Genomic DNA, 15,655 nt, shown 5'->3' with positions numbered 1-15,655 from the left:
AACCATGTTTATCTCCGGCGGCGAACTGACTTGTGAGAGGAGTCGATGACCACAAACACCATAACACCCGGGCCGGCGTCACGTCTCTGGATGGCGGTTCCTGCAGTCTCATTTGGGGGTATCGGGATCGGTCTGCTCTTGATGGAGGTTGTGGAGTTTTCCTACGGTTTCTGGGCGGGGATTGCCGGCTGTGTGATCGCTTCGTGCCTTCTCTTTTACCAGGCCTACTCCAAGCCGCGGCGGGATCTTGTCTCGCTCTTTACGCCACTTTACGCTGTCCTCATCTTTCTTCTTCCAAATGAGGTTGGGTCGATGGTGATCGTGCAGGTGGTCTTTGCGGCGACGATCAGCCTTCTTTCTGTCCGGGTGGAGAAGTTGTTTAACGTCAAAAAAACGGAGAAGAAGACGATGAAACAGATGTTGAATGAGTATATCATGCGGATCGAGCCGCTCCTTTCGCGGGTCGATGAGGAGACCGGTCACCTTGTTGCGCAGGCTCTGTTGAGATTTAAGTTTGGACTGTATGAGTCCGCGACTGACAACTGCAACAAAGCGCTTGACCGGCTCAAGGCGATCGAGCCATACCCCGGGGTGCTTGAGCGTGCGCTCCTGATCCTGCGTGAGCGTGCGTCGGGTCTTGCCATCTCACGGGTGGTGACATACCCCGAGCACGTCTTCACGGAGGAGGACAGCGAGTATCTTGCCATCCACCTCCCCGAGAACCTGATCGACGACCCTGCCACGCTTGACCTGGACAACACTCTCATCCTGCTCTACGCAGTCGGGATCGAGACATCACCCCTTGATGAGCAGGCGCTGGAGGAGCACCAGCGGTTTATCATCCAGATCCTTGAGTCATACAAGGAGAAGCTGGCCAAAGCGGCCGCGACGTGAGCGGGGGGCTGGCGGCGGTCACCGGATCCCCCGGCCGGCATGCGGCCGCCGGAGGTGATCCGCTCTCATTCCAACGCCGGAGCGGGAGCATACCTTCTGGTTCTATCTTCTGCGCCCACCGGCACGGATTCCCCACCGGAACACTACCTCCTCCAGAAACTGCAACCGTGGAGGAAGAGGTTGCCGGCATGGCCGGGTTAGTGAGGGTGTGGCACAACCTGGCGGGCACACCGGTTGTCCTGGATTCAGACGATCTCGTGAGACCGGCCGCCAATGAAAAGGGGGATCGAGGAGCCGGCTTGCCGCTACCGCGCCCTGGCCAGACCACATCGACAGCATCGTCGTGGTTCCGAAGAGTGCCATGTTAGAGGAGATCCGGGAACTTGCCTGGCAGCATCACCATGCCAGATCATCAGGGTGAGTGGAGCGCGTTGCTCCGTGCGATCTTCTTCATCACCTTCTCCCAGGTGCCCGTGATCAGGAAACTCTCCTCCATGAACCCGATGACCTTCTCAAACTTCTTCATGGGAAACGCCATCGTCAGGACATCAACCGGCACGCAGGGCCGTGCCGAAGGGTCAAACAGCCCGAGAACGGCCTTTGGGTCATCGCTCTGCTGCTCAAGCCAGGGGTAGTGAAAGACCGAGCTGCACCCGGCGCCGAACGGACAGATAACCCCGCAGGGGTCGGGCCGATCGAAGTTTGCAAGCGTAAAGAGCCCGGAGATCACCTCGGGCCGGACGAAGAAGACCACGGCGTCAGGGTTGTCTGCAGCGGTCAGGTTGTCCCAGCGCTTGAAGACGATGCTCTTTCCCTTCGTCGGTATCCGGGCTGTCCCCCGGTCGAGTTCGTCAACCAGTTCGGGAGTCTGCCGGTATCGCTCTCCCTCAACGACGCCTGGCTTGCCGTATGAGAGGAAGTAGCGGAAGTCGGGAGCTCTTTCGGTGTCGTAACCGAGGTAAAACCTCCCGCCGCGGCAGCCGATCGAGTCTTCAGAGAAGGCGAGGCTCTGGCCCTTCCGCACCCTGGCGACGTCACAGACGAAGCATCTCCAGCCTTTAGGGGGAGGGATCTTCTCCACACCCTCCGTCGCTCCCCCGACCTCAAAGGCGATCGGGAGTTCGGCTCCCGGGAAGCAGGTCCCGTGAAGCCTGATGTAGGTGTCGCGCAGTTCTGTGTCCATATGGCTCTGTTCCAGGGGAGGGGGGATTAATCTTATGATCTGCACGATGGGCGAGTAGAGGCCATCAGATCAACGATTCTGTGACACAAACCCGGCCAGCGTCTCCTGGTTGTATGCGGGGGGCTATCAAGCCGGTTCACCGATGCCATCGAGTCGTTCGCGTTGGCAGGAATGGGATTTCGGTGAGGGCGTTCACATTGACACCAGAGAAGAGGTCTCCACGGTGGCACTGTATCTATGGAGGGGAAAGGAAACTTTCCCTCCCTCGTCTCTGCATACCCCGGAACGGTATATACTTGCAGAACACCCCGCCGCCCCGCGCCACGAGAGAAGGTTACCTTTTGAAGAGAGCCGTCCAACATACAGAGCGGCGAGGTTCGATGGAATCCCTCTACCAGAACACCCACGCGACGGAGCGGTCAAGATGACGGCTGAAGACCACTCTCCCCACCACCCGCTCATCGAGTTTCGAAACGTCACCATTGTCCGGGGCGGCCATAGACTCCTTGACTCCATCTCGCTCACGATACAGGAGGGCGAGCATCTCGCCATTCTCGGGCCAAACGGCGCCGGGAAATCGTCGCTCATCCGGGCGGTCACCCGGGAATACTACCCCTCCTCGCCGGGCTCGGAGACTGTCTTTCGGTTCTGCGGGCTTGATACATGGGATGCCTTTGACCTCCGATCGCACATCGGGCTCGTCTCCGGCGACCTCCAGTATACCTTCACCCGCGGGATCTCGGGGCGCGAGGTTGTGCTCTCCGGGTTCTTCTCGAGCATCGGGCTCTTCTACCATGAGGTGACACCGGCGATGGAGCAGAAGGCGGACGATATCCTCGAGTTCCTGGATGTCGCCCACCTCGCCGACCGGCCGATGACGGAGGTCTCCTCGGGTGAGGCCCGCAGGCTTCTGATCGGAAGGGCGCTCGTCCACGACCCGGGCACTCTCGTACTCGACGAACCCACAAACAGTCTCGACCTGCACGCGCTCCACTCCTTCCGAAAGACCCTTAGAAAGATTGCCAGGTCGGGGACGGGAATCATCCTGGTGACGCACAACCTCCATGATATCATCCCGGAAATCTCGCGGGTCGTCCTGATGCGGGATGGTGCGATCGTGATGGACGGCGAAAAGGCTGAGGTGCTGACTGAGAGAAATATCGGCGAACTCTTCCGCGTTCAGGTTCATATCCACAGAGAAAACGGCTACTACTACGCCACAGGCTACTGAAATTGGGCGGACGCGGCTGAAAATGTTTCATTTGCGCGCCGGAAGGGCACTCAACCATACCTTTTTTACCCAGAAGTGACAATTTTCGGATCGATAGGAGGAAAGAATTATGTCATCCAGATTGATGGACTACTTCAACAAACAGCCAAGGATAGGCATCCTGAGCACCGCTAACAGAGAGGGAAAGGTAAACGCGGCTCTCTTCGGCTCGCCGCGGATGGTCGACGAGAAGACCGTCGTTATGGGGCTTGGAAAGAACCGCACTCTCGACTACCTGCAGCAGAATCCCCATGCCGTCTACACCATCCTCGAACCGGGGGAGACCCTCATGGACTGGAAGGGTCTGCGGGTCTACCTGAAACTGAAGGACTGCGCAACCTCGGGTAAGAAACTTGAGGACTACAAGAGAGAGGTTGCAGCGGCACTGGGCGAGGATGCGGCGAAGATGATGCACGCCACGCTGACGTTTGAGGTCACGGAGGTCCGCCCGATCGTTGACATGGGCCAGGGCTGGGAGAAGTCGGTCTGAACGCTTTGAGCACCCGGCACGCCAGCAAAACCCGTGATATGAGGGTATACTGGCGATACATCCCCCAGGCGAGGAACACCCTCGCCGATGACCTTCTCAAACTTCTTCATGGGGAACGCCATCGTCAGGACATCAACCGGCACGCAGGGCCGTGCCGAAGGGTCAAACAGCCCGAGAACGGCCTTTGGGTCATCGCTCTGCTGCTCAAGCCAGGGGTAGTGAAAGACCGAGCTGCACCCGGCGCCGAACGGACAGATAACCCCGCAGGGATCGGGCCGATCGAAGTTTGCAAGCGTAAAGAGCCCGGAGATCACCTCGGGCCGGACGAAGAAGACCACGGCGTCAGGGTTGTCTGCAGCGGTCAGGTTGTCCCAGCGCTTGAAGACGATGCTCTTTCCCTTCGTCGGTATCCGGGCTGTCCCCCGGTCGAGTTCGTCAACCAGTTCGGGAGTCTGCCGGTATCGCTCTCCCTCAACGACGCCGGGCTTGCCGTATGAGAGGAAGTAGCGGAAGTCGGGAGCTCTTTCGGTGTCGTAACCGAGGTAAAACCTCCCGCCGCGGCAGCCGATCGAGTCTTCAGAGAATGCGAGGCTCTGGCCCCTCCGCACCCTGGCGACGTCACAGACGAAGCATCTCCAGCCTTTAGGGGGAGGGATCTCCTCCACACCCTCCGTCGCTCCCCCGACCTCAAAGGTGATCGGGAGTTCGGCTCCCGGGAAGCAGGTCCCGTGAAGCCTGATGTAGGTGTCGCGCAGTTCTGTGTCCATATGGCTCTGTTCCAGGGGAGGGGGGATTAATCTTATGGTCTGCACGATGGGCGAGTAGAGGCCATCAGATCAACGATTCTGTGACACAAACCCGGCCAGCATCTCCTGGTTGTATGCGGGGGGCTATCAAGCCGGTTCACCGATGCCATCGAGTCGTTCGCGTTGGCAGGAATGGGATTTCGGTGAGGTTGTTCACATTGACACCAGAGAAGAGGTCTCCACGGTGGCACTGTATCTATGGAGGGGAAAGGAAACTTTCCCTCCCTCGTCTCTGCATACCCCGGAACGGTATATACTTGCAGAACACCTCGCCGCCCGGCGCCACGAGAGAAGGTTACCTTTTGAAGAGAGCCGTCCAACAATACAGAGCGGCGAGGTTCGATGGAATCCCTCTACCAGAACACCCACGCGACGGAGCGGTCAAGATGACGGCTGAAGACCACTCTCCCCCCCACCCGCTCATCGAGTTTCGAAACGTCACCATTGTCCGGGGCGGCCATAGACTCCTTGACGCCGTCTCGCTCACGATACAGGAGGGCGAGCATCTCGCCATTCTCGGGCCAAACGGCGCCGGGAAATCGTCGCTCATCCGGGCGATCACGCGGGAATACTACCCCTCCTCGCCGGGCTCGGAGACTGTCTTTCGGTTCCGCGGGCTTGATACATGGGATGCCTTTGACCTCCGGTCCCACATCGGGCTCGTCTCCGGCGACCTCCAGTATACCTTCACCCGCGGGATCTCGGGCCGCGAGGTTGTGCTCTCCGGGTTCTTCTCGAGCATCGGGCTCTTCTACCATGAGGTGACACCGGCGATGGAGCAGAAGGCGGACGATATCCTCGAGTTCCTGGATGTCGCCCACCTCGCCGACCGGCCGATGACGGAGGTCTCCTCGGGCGAGGCCCGCAGGCTTCTGATCGGAAGGGCGCTCGTCCACGACCCGGGCACTCTCGTACTCGACGAACCCACAAACAGTCTCGACCTGCACGCGCTCCACTCCTTCCGAAAGACCCTTAGAAAGATTGCCAGGTCGGGGACGGGAATCATCCTGGTGACGCACAACCTCCATGATATCATCCCGGAAATCTCGCGGGTCGTCCTGATGCGGGATGGTGCGATCGTGATGGACGGCGAAAAGGCTGAGGTGCTGACTGAGAGAAATATCGGCGAACTCTTCCGCGTTCAGGTTCATATCCACAGAGAAAACGGCTACTACTACGCCACAGGCTACTGAAATTGGGCGGACGCGGCTGAAAATGTTTCATTTGCGCGCCGGAAGGGCACTCACCCATACCTTTTTTACCCAGAAGTGACAATTTTCGGATCGATAGGAGGAAAGAATTATGTCATCCAGATTGATGGACTACTTCAACAAACAGCCAAGGATAGGCATCCTGAGCACCGCTAACAGAGAGGGAAAGGTAAACGCGGCTCTCTTCGGCTCGCCGCGGATGGTCGACGAGAAGACCGTCGTTATGGGGCTTGGAAAGAACCGCACTCTCGACTACCTGCAGCAGAATCCCCATGCCGTCTACACCATCCTCGAACCGGGGGAGACCCTCATGGACTGGAAGGGTCTGCGGGTCTACCTGAAACTGAAGGACTGCGCAACCTCGGGTAAGAAACTTGAGGACTACAAGAGAGAGGTTGCAGCGGCACTGGGCGAGGATGCGGCGAAGATGATGCACGCCACGCTGACGTTTGAGGTCACGGAGGTCCGCCCGATCGTTGACATGGGCCAGGGCTGGGAGAAGTCGGTCTGAACGCTTTGAGCACCCGGCACGCCAGCAAAACCCGTGATATGAGGGTATACTGGCGATACATCCCCCAGGCGAGGAACACCCTCGCCGCTGACCTTCTCAAACTTCTTCATGGGGAACGCCATCGTCAGGACATCAACCGGCACGCAGGGCCGTGCCGAAGGGTCAAACAGCCCGAGAACGGCCTTTGGGTCATCGCTCTGCTGCTCAAGCCAGGGGTAGTGAAAGACCGAGCTGCACCCGGCGCCGAACGGACAGATAACCCCGCAGGGGTCGGGCCGATCGAAGTTTGCAAGCGTAAAGAGCCCGGAGATCACCTCGGGCCGGACGAAGAAGACCACGGCGTCAGGGTTGTCTGCAGCGGTCAGGTTGTCCCAGCGCTTGAAGACGATGCTCTTTCCCTTCGTCGGTATCCGGGCTGTCCCCCGGTCGAGTTCGTCAACCAGTTCGGGAGTCTGCCGGTATCGCTCTCCCTCAACGACGCCTGGCTTGCCGTATGAGAGGAAGTAGCGGAAGTCGGGAGCTCTTTCGGTGTCGTAACCGAGGTAAAACCTCCCGCCGCGGCAGCCGATCGAGTCTTCAGAGAAGGCGAGGCTCTGGCCCTTCCGCACCCTGGCGACGTCACAGACGAAGCATCTCCAGCCTTTAGGGGGAGGGATCTCCTCCACACCCTCCGTCGCTCCCCCGACCTCAAAGGTGATCGGGAGTTCGGCTCCCGGGAAGCAGGTCCCGTGAAGCCTGATGTAGGTGTCGCGCAGTTCTGTGTCCATATGGCTCTGTTCCAGGGGAGGGGGGATTAATCTTATGGTCTGCACGATGGGCGAGTAGAGGCCATCAGATCAACGATTCTGTGACACAAACCCGGCCAGCGTCTCCTGGTTGTATGCGGGGGGCTATCAAGCCGGTTCACCGATGCCATCGAGTCGTTCGCGTTGGCAGGAATGGGATTTCGGTGAGGGCGTTCACATTGACACCAGAGAAGAGGTCTCCACGGTGGCACTGTATCTATGGAGGGGAAAGGAAACTTTCCCTCCCTCGTCTCTGCATACCCCGGAACGGTATATACTTGCAGAACACCCCGCCGCCCCGCGCCACGAGAGAAGGTTACCTTTTGAAGAGAGCCGTCCAACATACAGAGCGGCGAGGTTCGATGGAATCCCTCTACCAGAACACCCACGCGACGGAGCGGTCAAGATGACGGCTGAAGACCACTCTCCCCACCACCCGCTCATCGAGTTTCGAAACGTCACCATTGTCCGGGGCGGCCATAGACTCCTTGACTCCATCTCGCTCACGATACAGGAGGGCGAGCATCTCGCCATTCTCGGGCCAAACGGCGCCGGGAAATCGTCGCTCATCCGGGCGGTCACCCGGGAATACTACCCCTCCTCGCCGGGCTCGGAGACTGTCTTTCGGTTCTGCGGGCTTGATACATGGGATGCCTTTGACCTCCGATCGCACATCGGGCTCGTCTCCGGCGACCTCCAGTATACCTTCACCCGCGGGATCTCGGGGCGCGAGGTTGTGCTCTCCGGGTTCTTCTCGAGCATCGGGCTCTTCTACCATGAGGTGACACCGGCGATGGAGCAGAAGGCGGACGATATCCTCGAGTTCCTGGATGTCGCCCACCTCGCCGACCGGCCGATGACGGAGGTCTCCTCGGGTGAGGCCCGCAGGCTTCTGATCGGAAGGGCGCTCGTCCACGACCCGGGCACTCTCGTACTCGACGAACCCACAAACAGTCTCGACCTGCACGCGCTCCACTCCTTCCGAAAGACCCTTAGAAAGATTGCCAGGTCGGGGACGGGAATCGTCCTGGTGACGCACAACCTCCATGATATCATCCCGGAAATCTCGCGGGTGGTTCTGATGCGGGATGGTGCGATCGTGATGGACCGCGAAAAGGCCGAGGTGCTGACTGAGAGAAATATCGGCGAACTCTTCCGCGTTCCGGTTCATATCCACAGAGAAAACGGCTACTACTACGCCACAGGCTACTGAAACTGGGCGGACGCGGCTGAAAATGTTTCATTTGCGCGCCGGAAGGGCACTCAACCATACCTTTTTTACCCAGAAGTGACAATTTTCGAATCGATAGGAGGAAAGAATTATGTCATCCAGATTGATGGACTACTTCAACAAACAGCCAAGGATAGGCATCCTGAGCACCGCTAACAGAGAGGGAAAGGTAAACGCAGCTCTCTTCGGCTCGCCGCAGATGGTCGACGAGAAGACCGTCGTTATGGGGCTTGGAAAGAACCGCACTCTCGACTACCTGCAGCAGAATCCCCATGCCGTCTACACCATCCTCGAACCAGGGGAGACCCTCATGGACTGGAAGGGTCTGCGGGTCTACCTGAAACTGAAGGACTGCGCGACCTCGGGTAAGAAACTTGAGGACTACAAGAGAGAGGTTGCAGCGGCACTGGGCGAGGATGCGGCGAAGATGATGCACGCCACGCTGACATTTGAGGTCACGGAGGTCCGCCCGATCGTTGACATGGGCCAGGGCTGGGAGAAGTCAGTCTGAACGCTTTGAGCACCCGGCACGCCCGCAAAACCCGTGATATGAGGGTATACTGGCGATACATCCCCCAGGCGAGGAACACCCTCGCCGCGCTTGCTGCGGCGTGCGAGGTGCACGGCTACGAACTCGATGTGGCGGACGGCCCCCGGCCGGACGTCACCATCTACAGCCTGAACTCTATCAACGAGCGCGTCTACCGTGATGAGATCGCCGGCGCAGACTGTATAACGATTGTCGGCGGGCCTCATGCCTCCGCCTGCTACCGTGAGGTGGCCGAATACGCCGATTACGTCGTCGTCGGGGAGGGCGAGTACACCCTCCCGGCGCTTCTTGCCGCCATCGAGGATGGGCGGAACGCTCCTCCAGGGGTTGCCACCTCTGCGGGCTACACCCCTGCACAACACACCGTTCTCCTCGACGGTTACCCGCCCTTCTCGCGTATCAAGGGTTTTGTCGAGATAACGAGGGGATGCCCATTCTCCTGCGGCTACTGCCAGACGCCGCGCCTCTTCGGGCGGTGTATGCGCCACCGCTCCATCGACGAGATCGTCCGCTACGCCTCGCGCTACCGGGATATCCGGTTCGTAGCCCCGAACGCCTTTGCCTACGGCTCTGACGGCATCCATCTGCGGCTTGACAGGGTAGAACGGCTCCTCCGGCAACTCGATGGTCGGCGGGTCTTCTTTGGCACATTTCCGGGCGAGGTGCGCCCGGAGTGCGTCTCGCGAGAGTCCCTTGAACTCGTGACCGGCCACTGCGCCAACACCCGTCTTCACTTTGGGGCGCAGTCGGGGAGTGATGCGGTGCTGCGCCGTCTGCACCGGGGGCATACGGTCCAGGACGTCCTTTCCGCCGTCGACCTCTGCCGCGAATACGGGCTCGTTCCGGTCGTCGATTTCATCCTGGGGCTGCCATTTGAGACCGATGATGACCAGCGCGCAACGCTCGACCTGGTGAGGGAGGTGACGCGGGCCGGGAAGGCGCATATCCACTACTTCATGCCGCTGCCGGGGACACCGCTCTCAAACGCCCGCCCCCGGCCGCTCCTTCCGGAGACCGAGAGCGTCCTTGGAAAACTGGCGCTCGATGGCAGAATAACCGGCTCGTGGATGGATCATGAGATAAGGTTTTTTAGACACACTCCTCATCTATAGAGCATGATGGATGTGCTCCTCCTAGCAGATCTGCACGGAAACTACGGAAAAGTTGACGCTTTTCTTGGCTACGACTACGATGCGGTCATAATCGCTGGTGACATAACCAATTTCGGTCCACTTGAACCTGTAGAGTCATTACTCTCCTCCTTCGAGGTGCCATGTTTTGCAATACCAGGCAACTGCGATCCCCGCGAGATCGTCGACGTGCTCGAGCGTTCGGATGCGGTCTGTCTGCATAACTCCTGGATCTCCCTTGGCAAGGTAACATTCGCCGGGCTGGGGGGCTCGAACAAGACCCCCTTTGACACACCGTTTGAACTGACGGAAGAAGAGATCGATAAAGAACTGGGGCGGATTGTCAGGTACATGGAGCGGAACGTTCACAACGTCCTGATCAGCCATGCGCCGCCATACAAGACGCTGGACACCGTCGGCGCGAACCACGTCGGCAGCCAGAGCATAAGAAAGCACATGACCGGTTTCGACCTGGTCTGCTGCGCCCACATCCATGAGGCACGGGGGATCACCACGGCAGACGGTGTCACCATCGTCAACCCGGGACCTGCATCGGATGGATACGGCGCTCTCATCCGTTTCGGGAATGAGCCAAAAGAGATCCGTATTGATCTGATCAGCGTTTGAACAGCAGCATCTCAAGATACGAGGTGTAGATCGGTGGACCATCTACACCCACCTCTTTTGCAATCGCACCAATCCTTGCGGCGGCATCGTCTCTACCGTCTTCGGTCAGGATCTCGATCTCGATGAACGTCCCGAGTCCCTCGACGGTGTCGAGTGTTATGGTCACACCTCCCATATAGTAGAACTCGCGCGTCTTGGAGACAGTGGCTGCGCGCCGGAATCCAAGGCTGGAGAGCATCGTCTCGAGGGTCTCGCCGGAGTTCACCACCAGGTTATGCTCTTCCCGGGCCTTTGCGCCGCCAACACGAACCTTCGGGCCTTTGTAGGTCAGGGTGACTCCGGTATCATCGTACCGGACCCGCAGCGCTTCATCGGTCTCTCCGAAATCGCGGTGCGGAGCGTTGTAATAGACGTCCCGCTCCTGTTCTCTCCTGCCCTTTCGCGCTCCCATCGCCTCCAGCCGGGACCTGATGGCATCGAGACCCCTGACCGCAAACTTTGCCTCCACCTCTAGCATAACCCTCGCATCAGGTTTGCTCTCTGGAATGATGATATATACCATTCCATCCTAATGAAATGGAACAATGTGACAGGAGTGCGCGGTGCACCGCTGCGGGAATGCCGCAGCGGGAGGCTGCTGTGCACCAACTAACCATGGTGAATGGAAATGGCAGTTCAGGAAGGAGATTTTGTCAGGATCAGATACACCGGGCGTATCGGTGGAGACGTTTTTGATACTACAGATGAGGAGATTGCAAAGGAAGAGGATATCTACAATCAGATGGCGGAATACGGCCCGGTAACCATCCGCCTTGGAAGCCGCCACATCCTTGCCGGTCTTGAAGAGGAACTGATCGGAAAGGAGGTTGGCACGGAAGGGGAGGTCGAGATCCCGCCCGAGAAGGCGTTCGGAGAGCACGACGAGAACGAGGTGAGGTCTTTCCCGGTCACGCAGTTCCGCGAGAAGCCCGAACCCGGGATGCGGGTCAGCATCGAAGGCAGGGAGGGTGTGGTCATCAGCGTCATAGGGAGGCGCGCGGTCGTTGACTTCAACCATCCCTTCGCCGGGAAGAGCGTGCACTACACCTACAGCATACTCGAGAAGGTCGAGGATCAGGCGGAGCAGATCAGGGGTCTCATCAGGATCTTCGCCCGCCGGAACGATATCGATCTCAGGATCACCGATGGGACGGTCGAACTCGAGCTGCCTCATGATATCATCTATGACCGGCGCTGGATGGTCTGGCGGGGGAATCTGATCAGCCAGGTCTTCGAATACTATCCTGAGGTCAGCAAGGTCGTCATGAAGGAGACGTTCACCCGCCCGCCCTCGACCGAGCTGGAGCCAGAGATAGAAAAGACTGAGACTGCTGAGATGGAAGAGAGCAGGGAGTCGGAGGAGTAAATTCTCCGCTCCTGTAATTTGCTTTTTTGAAGGGTTTTGCACTGGTGGGTAACTGTCCCGGCGATGGCGCCGCTCATCCCCTGCCCCCGGGAAGCCATCAAATCAACGATTACTCTCCACGTTTCCAGGTATTGAGGGGGGGAGTTGCCAAACCAGTTCCCCGGCGCCCCGGATCACTCGTGTTGAACCTCTTTCGCCGACCACAGTGCGAGGGGGGTTTTGGCAAGTGCGCGGTGATCGGCGATGGCGCCGTGCCTGGAACAGGAATGAGACGATCCAGGGTTTGTCGCCTCCACGGACGCTGCGTCGATGGGGTATCGCCAGCGGGGGAGGGGACGCCCCCGCCCACGTTTCACCCTGTCCACAGGAGACTCTCTTCGCCGGGAGGGGGTAGACCCCCGAACCCGTAAGCCCGTCCATGGCAAGGTTCATCAAACCTGAGCCCGGCCTGAGGGCATGGGTTTTGGCAACCCCTGCCTCCCCGGCCCGGCCGTGTCCTTATTTAGGTGGCGGGCCGTACCTATTCTGAATCAATGGCGACACTACAGGGTATGAGCGGGATCGACCTCCGGGCTCTCGTTGGGGAGGCCTCCGAACGCCTCCCTCTCTGGGTCGGCAAGATCTACCAGTTCGACGCAAAGACCCTGGGCATCAGGTTGAACGGCGAGGACCGGGCAAAATACCTGCTGATCGTGGAGGCCGGGAGACGGGCTCATTTCACCGCGGAGTTCCCGACACCCCCAAAACACCCTCCAGGGTTTGCGATGCTGCTTCGAAAGCACCTGAACGGCGGAAAGGTGCTTGGCATACATCAGTTCGGGCTTGAACGCGCGATATGCCTCGATATAGGGAAGAGGGAGACGACCTATCACCTCATCTTTGAGTTGTTTGATGAGGGGAACGTCGTCCTCTGCGACGAGGGGTATACCATCATCAAACCGCTATGGCACCACCGGTTCAGGAGCCGGGAGGTGGTCCCCGGCGCGGTATATGCCACCGGAGGACCTGACTGCTCAACCCTCTCCCCCGATGAGTTCCAGGCGATGCTTGCTGCGTCCGACCGCGATATTGTCCGGACGCTCGCCGTCGACTGTCTCCTCGGCGGCGCATACGCCGAAGCGGTCTGCCGGATGGCAGGGGTGGATAAGAGCGCCCCTGCCGCGGATGTCGATGCCGGGGCTGTCAGGGAGGCGCTCGCCCATCTCATAGCCGATGCTGAAGGCCACCGGGAGCCGGTGATCACGGCCACGGGATGCTGGCCGGTGATACTACCAGGAGAAGAGGTTATCGAGAGGTTCTCGACATTCAGCGAGGCGCTGGATGAGTTCTACCCGCCGGCAGCCGGCGAGAAAGAAGAGACTGCACCTGGAAAACCCCGCCTCTCCCGGGAAGAGGTGATCCGGCAGCGCCAGGCCGAGGCGATCAGGGGGTTTGAGAAGAAGATTGAGCGCTACGAACGCGTAGTGGAGGCGATCTACGAGAACTACACAACGGTTGCCGGGATCCTGGCGGCGCTCGATGAGGCAAGCAGAACCCGTTCCTGGCAGGAGATCGAGGCTATACTCAGGTCAAACCGCGACAACCCGGCAGCGAAGATGGTCTGCGCGGTGCATCCCGCCGAGGCAGCGGTGGAACTCGACCTCCAGGGGGAGCGGGTGAAGGTCTACGTCCACGAGAGTATCGAGCAGAACATCGGCCGCTGCTACGACCAGATCAAGAAGTTCAAGAAGAAGAGGGCAGGTGCAGTTGCGGCGATGGAGCGGGCGGTCCCGGAGAGACCGCGGCCAAAACGGGATACTCCCCTCCAGAAGAAGCGGTGGTACCACCGGTTCCGCTGGTTCGTCACCAGCGACGGTGTCCTTGTCATCGGCGGCCGGGACGCCTCCCAGAACGAGGAACTCGTCAGGAAGTACATGGAGGGCGGCGACCTCTTCGTCCACGCCGATGTCCATGGCGGGAGCGTGGTCATCGTGAAGGGCAGGACAGAACGCATGGACGAGGCCGCGCAGTTCGCCGCATCCTACTCCAACGCCTGGAAGGCCGGGCATTTCACCGCCGACGTCTATGCCGCCAGGCCCGAACAGGTGAGCAAGACCGCCGAGTCCGGGGAGTACGTGGCACGAGGCGCTTTCGTCGTCAGGGGTGAACGGCAGTACTTCAGGGACGTCCCCCTGGCCGTAGCCATCGGTCTTCAGGTCTCGCCGGAGGTCGCCGTCATCGGCGGTCCGCCTGCTGCCGTCGCCGGGCGTGCCAGTGTCTGGGTCGAACTCCGTCCGGGGCAGTTTGAGCCAAACGACACGGCAAAGAAGGTTGTCCGGGCGCTCAGGGACAAACTCCCGGAGGACGAGTGGAAAGGGCTCAAGAACGCCCTGAACACCGAGGCGGTTGCTGCTTTCGTCCCGCCGGGGGGATCCGATCTCATAGAGTCATGAAGGCCGAAGTCCGTGAGATGAAGAACCAGTTTGGCGAGATCCGTCTCTTCCCTGAGACACTCGACGACCTCTGGCACCTCTCCCACCTTATCCGGCCGGGGGATCTCGTCTTTGCGACGACATTCCGCGGCGTGGAGATGGCGACCGATAAGATCCGTCCCGAGAAGGTCGAGAAACGACCGGTCAGGCTCGGAATCCGCGTCGAGAAAGTGGAGTTCCACCAGCACACAAACCGTCTCCGGGTCTCCGGCATCATCGAGAGCGGGGTGGACGTCTCCGCACACCACACCCTGAATCTCGAGACAGGGTTTGAGATCTCGGTCATAAAACGCTGGCGCACCGTCGACTGTGAACGGATCCGGCGCGCCGTCGCCGCCTCCGAGTACGGTGTGGTTCACGTCGTGAGCATCGAGGAGGGCGAGGCCCAGGTCTACCGCCTCCGCCAGTTCGGCCCGGAGTGGGTGACCACCGTAACAGTCGGCAGCAGCAAGGGCGCCGGAACCGGCAGCAGCCGATCGGCGCTCTTTGAGAAGACGCTCGAGGCGGTAGCGGGGGTAACCGGGCCTCTCGTCGTCGCGGGGCCCGGGTTTGTGAAGGACGAGTTCGTGGGTTACGTAAAGACCCGCGACCCCGACCTCGCCGGGCGGACGGCCGCCGTCGAGACGCGCCGGGTCGGGCGGGGCGCTGTGCAGGAGGTCATCGGCCAGGGCGTCATCGAGAGGCTGCTCGGTGATCTCCACCTTGGAAGGGAGGTCACGCTTATGGAGGAGGTCCTGCTCCGGATCGCCACCGGGGGTGCCGTTGCATACGGTATCAGGGATGTCCGCAAAGCGGTCACATACGGCGCCGCGGAGACGGTGCTGGTCACCGACACCCTGCTCCGGGATGAGGAGGCCGCAACACTCATCGAGCAGGCCGAGGAGATCAACACCACGATAGTGGTGATGAGCACCGAGTTCGAGCCTGGAGAGCGCCTGGAGGCGATCGGTGGTATGGCGGCGCTCCTGCGCTACAGGATCGAGTGATGCCCGGATAACGGCATGGCGGAGGAGGTCGGGGCGGTTTGAGGGAAAAGGTGGAGGCAGACAGGCCATAAAACTCTCCACCCCGACAGTATGCGCGGAGACCGC

At 59.9% G+C, this 15,655-nt stretch carries 14 protein-coding genes and 2 pseudogenes; 12 read left to right on the top strand and 4 right to left on the bottom strand.

What is annotated here, in order from left to right; translation table 11 throughout:
• The first annotated feature begins 45 nt into the window (after positions 1-45).
• A complete protein-coding gene (locus tag R6Y96_RS04455) occupies positions 46-894 on the top strand; it encodes a hypothetical protein (RefSeq protein WP_318622326.1) in 849 nt (282 codons plus the stop codon).
• 412 nt (positions 895-1,306) lie between these two features.
• Here the strand turns inward: R6Y96_RS04455 and R6Y96_RS04450 are convergent, their stop codons facing one another.
• Complete coding sequence (locus R6Y96_RS04450; protein WP_318622325.1) at positions 1,307-2,077, bottom strand: DUF169 domain-containing protein; 771 nt, start codon at positions 2,075-2,077, stop codon at positions 1,307-1,309.
• A gap of 424 nt (positions 2,078-2,501) precedes the next feature.
• Between R6Y96_RS04450 and R6Y96_RS04445 the strand changes: the two genes are divergently transcribed.
• Together R6Y96_RS04445 and R6Y96_RS04440 are read left to right on the top strand one after the other, a co-directional pair.
• Entirely contained in the window at positions 2,502-3,308 is an 807-nt protein-coding gene (locus R6Y96_RS04445) for an ABC transporter ATP-binding protein (RefSeq protein ID WP_318622324.1), read from the top strand.
• 109 nt (positions 3,309-3,417) lie between these two features.
• The gene (locus R6Y96_RS04440) at positions 3,418-3,837 is read left to right on the top strand and encodes a pyridoxamine 5'-phosphate oxidase family protein (protein ID WP_318622322.1); all 420 of its coding nucleotides are present in this window, start codon (positions 3,418-3,420) and stop codon (positions 3,835-3,837) included.
• A gap of 98 nt (positions 3,838-3,935) precedes the next feature.
• Here R6Y96_RS04440 and R6Y96_RS04435 read toward each other — a convergent pair.
• Positions 3,936-4,604, bottom strand: a pseudogene (locus R6Y96_RS04435) (DUF169 domain-containing protein); the annotation flags it as partial.
• A 425-nt stretch (positions 4,605-5,029) separates the two neighbouring features.
• Between R6Y96_RS04435 and R6Y96_RS04430 the strand changes: the two are divergent.
• Both R6Y96_RS04430 and R6Y96_RS04425 read left to right on the top strand, forming a co-directional pair.
• Positions 5,030-5,836, top strand: coding sequence for an ABC transporter ATP-binding protein (locus R6Y96_RS04430; protein WP_318622323.1), 807 nt, complete (start codon positions 5,030-5,032; stop codon positions 5,834-5,836).
• Between the two features lie 109 nt (positions 5,837-5,945).
• Positions 5,946-6,365, top strand: coding sequence for a pyridoxamine 5'-phosphate oxidase family protein (locus R6Y96_RS04425; protein ID WP_318622322.1), 420 nt, complete (start codon positions 5,946-5,948; stop codon positions 6,363-6,365).
• 101 nt (positions 6,366-6,466) lie between these two features.
• On the opposite strand, the pseudogene R6Y96_RS04420 reads toward R6Y96_RS04425, so the two are convergent.
• Positions 6,467-7,132: pseudogene (locus R6Y96_RS04420) on the bottom strand (DUF169 domain-containing protein); the annotation flags it as partial.
• A 424-nt stretch (positions 7,133-7,556) separates the two neighbouring features.
• Between R6Y96_RS04420 and R6Y96_RS04415 the strand changes: the two are divergent.
• The 4 genes from R6Y96_RS04415 to R6Y96_RS04400 all read left to right on the top strand — a co-directional run bounded on the left by R6Y96_RS04415 (position 7,557) and on the right by R6Y96_RS04400 (position 10,688).
• On the top strand, positions 7,557-8,363 hold the full coding sequence (locus R6Y96_RS04415; RefSeq protein ID WP_318622321.1) for an ABC transporter ATP-binding protein: 807 nt from the start codon (positions 7,557-7,559) through the stop codon (positions 8,361-8,363).
• Positions 8,364-8,472: 109 nt separating this feature from the next.
• Complete coding sequence (locus tag R6Y96_RS04410) at positions 8,473-8,892, top strand: pyridoxamine 5'-phosphate oxidase family protein (RefSeq protein ID WP_318622320.1); 420 nt, start codon at positions 8,473-8,475, stop codon at positions 8,890-8,892.
• Positions 8,893-8,930: 38 nt separating this feature from the next.
• Positions 8,931-10,043: a TIGR04013 family B12-binding domain/radical SAM domain-containing protein gene (locus R6Y96_RS04405; protein ID WP_318622319.1), complete on the top strand. Its 1,113-nt coding sequence runs from the start codon at positions 8,931-8,933 to the stop codon at positions 10,041-10,043.
• A 3-nt stretch (positions 10,044-10,046) separates the two neighbouring features.
• On the top strand, positions 10,047-10,688 hold the full coding sequence (locus R6Y96_RS04400; RefSeq protein ID WP_318622318.1) for a metallophosphoesterase family protein: 642 nt from the start codon (positions 10,047-10,049) through the stop codon (positions 10,686-10,688).
• On the opposite strand, the gene cyaB is transcribed toward R6Y96_RS04400, so the two are convergent.
• Complete coding sequence (gene cyaB, locus R6Y96_RS04395) at positions 10,678-11,250, bottom strand: class IV adenylate cyclase (protein WP_318622317.1); 573 nt, start codon at positions 11,248-11,250, stop codon at positions 10,678-10,680. The genes R6Y96_RS04400 and cyaB overlap by 11 nt on opposite strands.
• Positions 11,251-11,355: 105 nt before the next feature.
• Between cyaB and R6Y96_RS04390 the strand changes: the two genes are divergently transcribed.
• The 3 genes from R6Y96_RS04390 (at position 11,356) to R6Y96_RS04380 (ending at position 15,550) form a co-directional block, all read left to right on the top strand.
• Complete coding sequence (locus R6Y96_RS04390) at positions 11,356-12,093, top strand: FKBP-type peptidyl-prolyl cis-trans isomerase (RefSeq protein ID WP_318622316.1); 738 nt, start codon at positions 11,356-11,358, stop codon at positions 12,091-12,093.
• A gap of 533 nt (positions 12,094-12,626) precedes the next feature.
• Positions 12,627-14,525 carry a ribosome rescue protein RqcH gene (rqcH, locus tag R6Y96_RS04385; protein ID WP_318622315.1) on the top strand — a complete coding sequence of 633 codons (1,899 nt, stop codon included), beginning with the start codon at positions 12,627-12,629 and terminating at the stop codon, positions 14,523-14,525.
• Complete coding sequence (locus R6Y96_RS04380) at positions 14,522-15,550, top strand: mRNA surveillance protein pelota (RefSeq protein WP_318622313.1); 1,029 nt, start codon at positions 14,522-14,524, stop codon at positions 15,548-15,550. Before rqcH ends, R6Y96_RS04380 begins: the two co-directional genes overlap by 4 nt.
• The last annotated feature ends 105 nt before the right edge of the window (positions 15,551-15,655 follow it).

This window comes from Methanoculleus receptaculi, assembly GCF_033472595.1.
In the GTDB taxonomy this organism is placed as follows: Archaea; Halobacteriota; Methanomicrobia; order Methanomicrobiales; family Methanoculleaceae; genus Methanoculleus; species Methanoculleus receptaculi.
Note: the sequence above shows the minus strand (reverse complement) of the source record. Positions and strands in the feature narration are given on the sequence as shown.